We start from the raw sequence: 9,953 nt of genomic DNA, 5'->3' as shown, positions 1-9,953 counted from the left end.
CGCCTCCCATGGCGATCGTAGAAGGTCCGCGTGCGGAATCGAGTCGAAATATCCCGACAAATCAGCGTCGACCGTCTGCTTTTGCAACCGAGCCAGCCTTTCGGCCACCGCGGCCTCGCCAACCGCGGAGGGCGTCTCGTCAGCCCTGGCGAACGCTGGCCCGGCAGGCGCCGCCGGCACAGAACGAGCAGGGTCACGCAACTCGGACGGTGAGGGGGGATTCAGATCAACCACTGACGAATCCGGCGCATGATGATGGCGCGCCGTTGAGTGATCCGGCTGCAGCACCGAGGCACCCAGCATCGACCCACTGCCTCCGGCGTACGGCGCCGCGGCGTGTTCTTGTCCGCTCCTGAGTTGCGCCTCCCATGGCGATGTATCCACATGATGGGTGGGGGCCTGCATCAGCACGCGAGCGCCTGAATTGCCGATCTCGCTCAGCTGCTTAGCTTTCCCAGGGAGATACTCTGGCCGACCCAATGCCTTCTGCGGCCCGCTGTGCTGCGCAGCGGCGTCCCCAATGGCACGAGCCTCCATGCCGACTGCGTCTTCCGGACGAGCAGCAAGGGCAATTTCGCGCCCGAGTGCGGCGTACGGCGGGAACTTCCGGAGATGAGCTAGTGCACTGATCCACCGGTTGCCACTGGAGTCCAAATAACGCCTGGCATCTTCATCCAGCGACCCCTCGTAAAGCCGAGCCGCAATCCCCGGCCTGTTGTTTTCATGCAGGTATTGACTGAAACGTCTAAGAGTAGCCGCATAGTCCTGAGTGGTTTTGGGATTCGGCCCGGTCGCAGGCTCTGCCTCGTACTTTTTGATGAGAGCCGCTTTGTAATCTCTGATGAGCTCGGCGTCGACAGGGTCGGGATTCAGGGCAGCGCGGCCCACCATTGGCGCTCCGCCCGCCGACTCTTTGAGACGACCCAGTGCTCTAGCCACGTTCGAGGAGCCACTCTCGCGCTGGTACTCCTTGAGATCCTGATCCAGCAACGGATCGTCAAGCCGAGCAGCAAATCCCGGCTTGTTATTATCAAAGAGCCAACGACCAAAGCCGAGAAGAGAATTTACATGGTCCGTGACCGTGCGCTCCCCGACCTTACCGGCATAGAGTGCTGACCGCAGCCCTTCGACAACGGTCGCATCGTTGGAATAAAGAGGACGCTTGTCGCGACCGGAGACCACTACTGGAGGATCTGGCTGCACCGCCGCCGGCATAGAACGAGCATGGTCACGCAACTCGAACGGTGCGGGGGGATTCAGATCAACCACTGACGAATCCGGCGCATGATGATGGCGTGTTTCCCCGGGAATAACGTCCCGTACGAACACCGAGTCTGGGTTGCCTTGGTCCGGCGCGACTGGAGCCAGGGCTCTGTCGTGCAACGCTCGCGCTGACTGGCCGAGCCGCTTGATCCGCTGGTGAAACGTCCCAACGGGGCTTTCCTTAACCGCGTCTCGCGCCTGTCGGTCCATGAGTTCAAAGTTCGTGAGATAATTTGCCGTTCCAGATGTATCGTCACCCATGAGTCGGGTTTGTAGTGCCTGCCGATTGACGACGAGGTTGTTGAGGTTCAGGTCTGGCAGGTCTGGCAGGTCTGGCTGCCATCTTTGCAATCGCCCAACCAGCGCCCGCGTGCCGTCCACCACGTAGACTCCGCAATCCCACTCGTTGCTCTGCTGGGCGATGCGGGGTAAGTCCACGCGGGTCTCCAGGCTGGCGCCCAGCCTTTCTGCGAGGTGTTTTGCAAGCTTGTCATGCCATCCGCTGACGGAGTCATAATGATAGGCAACCGGCCGTTCCCGGTCGCTGCGATCAACGAACAGCAGCGACCAATGTTTGCCGCGCTCCGCAAGAGTCTTACCGCCATCGCTCACTGGCACGAACAGGAAGTCGGCTGTGTCGTTACCGTTCTGATTATGGACGATGCGCTGGAATGCGCTTAGCTTGTCGCTCTCGGAGCCCAAGCGCAGATGATAATTGGCTACGAGGGGATCCACGAACCGCGTCCGGGCGGCGAGATCTGGATTGTTCCCCTGCAACTCCTGCTCCAGGAGCTGGTAATCCCTGTGGATATGTTCGTCGCCTAGCAATTGCAATGCGCCGAGCACCCGCCCGCTGGGGTCGCCGAAAACACCAAAAAACCCTTCGACCGCGGGGGACATCCCCTCAGGAAAGAGCTCTGGCGAGGCGGAATTCCCCGCCCGCAAGCTGGGCGGAGCGAATTCCGGTGGCCTCAGTGGCACCTCCTCGCTTGGTAGCAGGTTGCTCCTGTCCTGTGCAGCGATCCGCTCGTCCGGCGCGCGCTGGTCGCCGTCGCGCCAGATCAGGGGACGAAAGGACTCTGCGGGATCCGAGGCTTGGTGATGGTGCCCAGTTGGTACGAAAGACGATGGCAGAACAGCGGCGTCTTCATTAGCTTCCCCAGGGAGCTTCTCTGGCCGACCCAATGCCTTCTGCGGCCCGCTGTGCTGCGCAGCGGCGTCCCCAATGGCACGAGCCTCCATGCCGACTGCGTCTTCCGGACGAGCAGCAAGGGCAATTTCGCGCCCGAGTGCGGCGGACGGCAGGAACTTCCGGAGTTGAGCTAGTGCAATGATCCTCCGGTCACCACTGGAGTCCTTATAGCGCTTGGCATCTTCATCCAGCGACTCCTCGTGAAGCCGAGCCGCAATCCCCGGCTTTTTGTTTTTATGCAGGTATTCACTGAAACGTCTAAGAGTAGCTCCATAGTCGTGAATGGTTTGGCGATTCGGCCCGGTCGCAGGCGCTCCCTTGTACTCTTTGATGAGAGCCGCTTTGTAATCTCTGATGAGCGCGGCGTCGGCAGGGTCGGGATTCAGGACAGCGCGGCCCACCATTGGCACTCCGCCCGCCGACTCTCTGAGACGACGCAGTGCCACAGCCACAGTCGAGGAGCCACCACTGCTCTCGTACTCCTTGAGATCTTCATCCAGCGACTTCTCGTGAAGCCGAGCAGCAAATCCCGGCTTGTTATTTTTAAAGAGCCAACGACCAAAGCCGTAAAGAGAATTTACATGGCGCTTGACCGTTTCCTCCTTGGCCTTACCCGCGTAGAGTGACCTCAGCCCTTCGACAACGGTCGCATCGTTGGAATAAAGAGGACGCTTGCAGCCGCGACCGTCGGAGACCACTACTGGAGGATCTGGCTGCACCGCCGCCGGCACGGGGGAACGAGCATGGTCACGCAACTCGAACGGTGCGGAAGGATTCAGATCACCCACTGACGAATCCGGCGCATGATGATGGCGCGCCGTTGAGTGACCCGGCTGCAGCACCGAGGCACCTAGCATCGACCCACTGCCTCCGGCGTACGGCGCCGCGGCGTGTTCTTGTCCGCTCCCTTGCATCATGGGCTGCGCTTCCCATGGGGCCGCGCCTTCGATGAGGCTCAGGTCTCCCTGAGACGGATGAGGATGGAACGGGTCTGGCAGAGCCGGAACGGCGGGGGCGGGAATTTGGGCAGCGGCTTGGCGCGCCTCGCCCGAGCGCTGCTCAAAGCCCTCTTGCCCGGCCTGTGCCGCTTGCTCTTGAGATGCCGGGGGCTGCACCTGCCGCCAACCTGTTACATTGGATAGGTCAAATTTGTGCCGGTTCACGCTAGCCTCACGTCCACAGATCAGCTGAGCAACCTACTCGGGCATACTTACGAGAAGCTGACGAGGTCCGCGGTCCCGGAGCGGGTAGGCCTAATTTTCTGCGCGCCGATTGCGCTGGCGCGACGTAGCCCGGCCTTTTGCCAGCTCGGCAGCTACGGCTCGCAAAGAGCGTCGTAAGGCTTGCGGAGCCGCCCCTCAGCTCCCGTCGAGGAGCAATCCACAATTCAATATTTGGAGATGGCTCGCTGGTTTACCGGTCTGCGAGCCCTGCAAGCCCATGCTTCAGATGCCGCCCGTGCAGAGGTATTTCATTTCGAGGTAGTCCTCGAGGCAATGGCGGGAACCCTCCCGCCCGATGCCGGACTGCTTCACTCGGCCGAAAGGCGCCGCTTCCGACGACATGCGTCCCGTGTTCATACCACTATGCCATATTCCAAGGCCTCGGCCACACGCCAAACACGCTTCCGTTTGAGGCACAAATGTGGGGGAAGGCCGTAGATCGTGTCGTTGGCCTCATGCACGACCTATCCGCATCGTCGAAGCAATCACAGGCGCCAGCCGCCCGAATGTCTCTTTCTTGCGCGATGGTCATCTCGCTGGAGACAGGACCGATAGTTCGACGTGCCATTCGCGCGATGCGTTTGCCCCCGCATCGAATTCTGCGGCCTTTCGCGACGGCATCGGCGATATGGGATTCGATTTTGGCCAGAGCCTGCCTGTCGATCAGCGCACCGATCGCCACTCCGGAGCAAAGCCCTCGCCAACGATAAGTGGCGGACTTTCTCCACGAACTCTCGACAAACACCTTCGTGAACGCCTGACTGGACGGGGGTAGCCATGCCGAACAGGTCGCATAACCACGCCATCGTTCGGCGACTGCAGCCGCGAAGCGTCTCGAACACATCGGCTCGATGCGGTTGCGTCCAGAATGCATCAGCGAGCGGCGGGAGTCTTCGCTATATTCGCCCCCGACATCCCGAAGTCCACCAGCTTGCCTGCCCAAAAGGGGTGTTGCATGAATAAACCCGCTTTCGTCGCCGTCAGCCGCGTGCCCAGGAAGGACGACAGCCTCCATAGCAAGAATGCGAGATGATCATCGTATTCAGCGGCAGCGTGCCGGCGAAATTGGGTTTTCGGCAAGCCAAATAGCGCGATGCAGAAGGATGGTGAGGATTTCGCGTCCGCCACTGCGATGCATAGAGCCACCCTTCGGAACCGACCAGCGCAACAAAGCTCGTTATGCGGCGCGTAGGTTCGTAGACGCTTATCCAGTATCGAGATAACAAGGCCGCTGCGCAGGAACGAACTCTGAGAGCGCACCCTGCGAGAGGTTGCGCTTGCTGACGCGGCTGTGGAAGAAGCAGGGGCTCGCGCCGAAGCGCATGATCACCGACTAGCTTCGCTCGTATGGAGCGGCAAAGCGACAGATGATGCCGGACGTCGAGCACCGGTCGCACAACCCGCTTCCCTTGGCGTCGGATCAATCGTGTTGAATCAAGGGCTTGAGCAAGCCTGGTCCCAGGAGGCGGTTTCAGGTGCATGGGGCAGTACTATTCACAAGAGGGTGCGAACGGGGCATAGCGTGCGCACTCGAAGGCGTCAGCGGGAGCGTCAGCTACATAGTCGATAACACGCGCTTTTTACCTCGGTCTCGGCTCGCAACGATGGATTGCTAACGGCGAACTCATGCTGGTCGGCAAGGCGATACTGGCTGGAGCATCAACTCGGCCGACGAGAGTGGCCACACCATCCTAGACAGGATCGGCCGATATGCCCGGCATCGCCGCTCTGCAAAAAGCACAGCGGGCATCCAGACGTTGCCGGGTTGACTATGGGTGTCCGAACCGCGAAAAGAGGCCGCTCTTTATGAGTGGCGTGCGCTGGCAGTCTAACCCCAAGCCCCCCGCCCGGGCTGCCGGCGCGCTTCTAGGAACATCGAGGTAGATGACGAGACTCCGAACTACATTTCCAAAGCTATCGGTGGATTCACATTTCAAGCCCAATCGATTTCCTACAGCCAGGCGCGAACGTTCGATTGGAACGTTCAGAATTCACATCAAGGTGCACCGCTGTTGCGTCCCGAACAGGTGCGGCTGCTCGATGACGACTACGAGATTGTTCTCATCAAAGGTCTGCCACCATTAAAATTGAGGAAGGTGCGTTATTTCTCGGATCGCATTCTGAAACGCATCTTTGAAAGCCAGACAGGCGCCCTCCCGGAGCCGGCGCCCTTGATGGGAGCAGAGGAGGCGCTCTCCGCAGAATCTCAACTCGATGACCCGCTGTGTGAATTGGCGCAGGACTTTGACGATACAGTTTGATGTGAGGCTAGTATGGACCCGCGAAATAGTAATCCATCCCGTGTAACAGCTTTGTCGCAGGTGCAGGACGCCGGCTTGGAAGACGGGCAAGCGGTCCAGGCCCGGCGAGTGGGCTTTGAGCAGCACGTGTCCGAGGCGCTCCGGCCGCTGTTCGATGGTCGAGCTGACGAGCCGCCTACCGGTCCAGAGGAGCTTCTGCGACTGGAAAAGGGGTTTCGCGAGGTGCTTCAGCGACTGGAACAGGGGTTTCGCGAGGTGCTTCAGCGAGGGCAGGATCATCAAGCCGCCTCGTCTTTTTTCAGCGATCCAAGGATGCCCGCTGGACGGGATGACCCCAAGGGAAGCGTGTCGGACGCTTTCGCAGCAGCCGGCTCTAGGCACGCCGGAGTTGAGGCCGCCGCCCCGCCAGTGTTAGCTGCCAGCCAACAGCAGATCCGGCCCTCGCCAGTTGCGTTTGACCGACCGGTATCATCCTCGGCTGCTGCAGGCGTGCGCTTGTATGCCCCTTCGATGATCTCTCGGAAGACCAGTTCCGAAAACTGCGATCAGTTGCCCGCCTTGTGCTGCCGCCTCGCCGTCGAGGTCGAAACGCCCGCGAATCAATGGAAGGTCAGCGGGCCATGGGGGCAGAGTGCAACGGCGTCTACACCGCCTATTTGAGGGGAGAGGTACACTTGGCTTTCCTGTTCCAGCAGCATCCGGCCGCACACCGACGCGATGGGGAGCTAGAATTCAAATCGGACCTTCGCAAGGCACGCACCGCGGATCAAACGCCGTTCGTTTGGGAAAAATGGCTCAGTACCGACAAAGCTTCTGTAATGGCCCTAGTGGCCTCGGTCGCGCTCTTGGTCGCGATACAGTGGCAAGACCCCCAGATCAACGAGGCGGTCCTAAGCGAACTGCGGACGATTCAGATCAACTACGCATTGCTCCAGCGAGACGTCGCCCGCGCCGACATGGTATTGGACTTCCGTTCCGTTGCTTCTACCGGGCAAGCATTAAAAAGGAACCTTCAAAACTACCAACGCCTTGTTGAGATTTCGCCCAATGAGAGCTCCGGGGTGCACTCCAGGTTGGTTGCACAGCTCAAAAATTCCCTCGAAAACACAGAAGCTGCCATCTCGGCCTCGGCCGCGCAAAATGAGCTTCTGCAAAGCTCTCTCGTACGCTTTGCTCGCTCGGCTAATCGCCTTCGGGGGGGAGTGTCGAACAGGCCTGAATTTTCCAATCTGATCCTTCAATTTTCGGCCAGACCGGGATTCAGCCTCGCATTACAAATCGATCAGTCTCTCCGCCGACTTCCTCCTAGCCAGGACCAAGTCACGGAGGATGTTGCCCGCGAGGGCCGCGCTATCCTGTCCTCAATGTTGAGGTTGGACCGCGCTGTCAATCGGATCCCATCCTTCGACACGTTCGCCAAGGCTGCCGAATTGGAGCGAGAACATCTGAAAGCCTACAGCTTCGCCAGCGCGCAAGCGCAGCGTACACGACTTTTCTTTGGCTTGGTGTCCATATGCCTCTGCTTGTTTGCGACCATTCGAGCCTCCACGCTGCATGTGCGGACGAACCGGTTGGAAAGGCGGTTAGAGCTTGAAGCGGCGATGAGTGAGATCGAAGCTTGTTTCATCGACAGTCAAGCAACGAAGGCTTCGCGGCGCTTCTCCACCGAAGCAGCGCTTAGACTCATTCAATGCGTTTTCGATGCGGATCAATGCGCGCTTGCTCTGGTGGATCCGAGTATCAGCAGGAATACCGAGTACTTTGTCGCGAACAAGCGCATGCGCGTCTGGAACGCCACGCTAATCCATGAAGTCGTCTCACTTGTACACCCGGAACAGCCAGTGTTTCGCGTCGTTCCGGCGTCGGAAGTGGTTCGGACTGCCGTAGGCACTACCGGTGTTTGTCAAATTGTTGGTTGCAGGGCCTCCGATCAGCAGGCTGCGGTTTGTATCCTTGTTTTTGAAGGAGATCGCTCACCACCCTCCACAGACGACCTCCTGGTTCTGGCGAGCGCTACTGTGCGTTTAGGCAACCATCTTGAAATGCAACGTGTACACACGGAACGTAACCTTTTTGAGAGTCGATGGGAGCATGCGGAAAGGCTGACGGCTGTCGGCACAATCGCAAGCGGCGTTACACATGAATTCAATAATGTTCTAGGAGCAATAGTCGGCTACGCAGAGATGGCTAAAGGTCTTGTGCGTCGCCCCTCGAGAATTCGGGGCCACATCGGCCAAATTATCTTGGCCAGCAACCGAGCCAAACTGATTATTGATCAAATTTTGTCACTAAGCCGAAAGCGGAAGCGCGTGACGATGCCTTTCGACGTCTCGGAGAGTGTAATGGATCTCGCGCCATTGCTGCGGGTTACACTTCGTGCGGATGTTCAGTTGAACCTCAAGATCAACGAGTGGCAAACGGTGATCGAGGGCAGCCCGACCGAGATACAGCAGATCCTTATGAATCTATGCAAGAACGCGTCGGAGGCTCTCTTGAATGAGGGCCGTGTCGAGATTAGCGTTTCTCGCGCTCACGTCTGTCAAACGAAGCCCGTGGCTAAGGGCAACTTGAAACCGGGAGATTACGTTCTCCTCTCCATCAGCGACGATGGCCAAGGAATCGCAAGTTCGGTGCTTCCGCATATCTTTGAGCCCTTTTTTACCACGCGCTCTCGCGTCGGCGGGACCGGACTGGGTCTTGCTGCAGTGGACCGCCATGTGAGCGCGCTCGCAGGATGCCTTGACGTCACCTCGGCTGTTGGCCGAGGTACACGCTTCGATCTCTACTTACCGGCCTGCGCTGAGGAGCAGGTCAGAGCTGATAGCGCTTTCGGCCCATGCGATGGATCACTTGGCAACGGAGAAATCATTGCAGTCGTTGACCCCGATCCAGCAGCGTTGGAGATCTACAAGGATAAGATCGCCGCGCTGGGTTATAAGCCGGTCGGCTTCGCGACCTTCGAGAGTCTTTGCGACTGGATCGAGAGCGGGAAGGCAGCCGACCTCCTAATTTTCGATAAAGCGACTTTCCTCGGGCCAGGACAGCCCGAAGCCGTACGTACCACCCTGATGACGGTGCCCATCATCGTCGTTGGTGGAAGCGACCCCATGCCGATCACATCTGGTAATCAGACCTTCGTCCTTTGGCTAGCCAAACCGGTCTCGTCCAGGACGATGGAGCATGCAATTCGTAGGATGATAATGGCATGATGCCGCCGACGCGCTCAGGATACCGAGCTACCGAGGCAGTCGGAGGCGGAGCCGGCTGGGATCCAGCAAATACAAGAGCGTCGGACGATCTCTGCGCACCCGGCTCATGGCGAGTTCCCCTCGAAAACTGTCGTCGGCTTCCGCCCAAGGAAGGGCTCCCCGACCACGGCAAACCTGCCGCCGTGCTCGTGACCGTCAAGGACAAGTCGCCGCGCGATGGGGTCTGCGGGCCTCCATCCTTGACAAGTCACTGCGCGCTGGCGGCGACAGGCGACGGGTAATATAAGGTCGGGACGAGGAGATGGTCGCCAATCGGTCACGCAAGATGGTTGACGAAATGACTCGAGAGCAAAGCTTGACAATCATCGCCCCATTCACGCCAGACTTCTCCTGTGCGTTCATCATCGGCTACGGCTCCTCGCTGCCCCGACAAGGCTATCGCCGCCCGGCCGGGCAAGCGATATCCCAGGTTCCGACGTGTTCCTTTCATGCTTGATGGACCTAGGCCCCGGCAGGGCGGGAGCATGAGGCTGGGTTCTCGGTCGCGGATCTGTGAGGCAAGCACGGGGTAAGCGACGGCTCGACCCACCATTGGGAAGGCCGGCTTCGGCACGGAGGTGCGGCCTCGGCGTTGAGAGGCATCGGATCGGGTGTAGCAGGACTTTCGAACTAACTGCCGACAACACACTGGATAGGCTGTTCTCGTCGTTCGGTCCAGTTCACCAACGCCTATGTCGACATTTTACGGCGCTTCACTACTAACCGGGCACCGCACGATGGCAGCTCGTTCTCTCCGGCAAAAGAT

At 59.3% G+C, this 9,953-nt stretch carries 2 protein-coding genes and 3 pseudogenes; 3 read left to right on the top strand and 2 right to left on the bottom strand.

From position 1 onward, the window contains the following. Together NKI16_RS30985 and NKI16_RS34165 are read right to left on the bottom strand one after the other, a co-directional pair. The coding region (locus tag NKI16_RS30985; RefSeq protein ID WP_352854154.1) for a Ulp1 family isopeptidase at positions 1 to 3,618 on the bottom strand (3,618 nt) is incomplete at its 3' end. A 282-nt stretch (positions 3,619 to 3,900) separates the two neighbouring features. Further along, a pseudogene (locus NKI16_RS34165) lies at positions 3,901 to 4,445 on the bottom strand (aldehyde dehydrogenase family protein); the annotation flags it as partial. A 507-nt stretch (positions 4,446 to 4,952) separates the two neighbouring features. Between NKI16_RS34165 and NKI16_RS34160 the strand changes: the two are divergent. The 3 genes and pseudogenes from NKI16_RS34160 to NKI16_RS30970 form a co-directional block, all read left to right on the top strand. Next, positions 4,953 to 5,105 (top strand): annotated as a pseudogene (locus NKI16_RS34160) (IS6 family transposase); the annotation flags it as partial. A 456-nt stretch (positions 5,106 to 5,561) separates the two neighbouring features. After that, positions 5,562 to 5,939, top strand: a pseudogene (locus NKI16_RS30975) (type IV secretory system conjugative DNA transfer family protein); the annotation flags it as partial. A 674-nt stretch (positions 5,940 to 6,613) separates the two neighbouring features. After that, on the top strand, positions 6,614 to 9,148 hold the full coding sequence (locus NKI16_RS30970; protein WP_352924353.1) for a two-component system VirA-like sensor kinase: 2,535 nt from the start codon (positions 6,614 to 6,616) through the stop codon (positions 9,146 to 9,148). Positions 9,149 to 9,953: the final 805 nt, after the last annotated feature.

It is taken from the genome of Mesorhizobium sp. M0698, from assembly GCF_040320455.1.
Taxonomy (GTDB): domain Bacteria; phylum Pseudomonadota; class Alphaproteobacteria; order Rhizobiales; family Rhizobiaceae; genus Mesorhizobium.
Note: the sequence above shows the minus strand (reverse complement) of the source record. Positions and strands in the feature narration are given on the sequence as shown.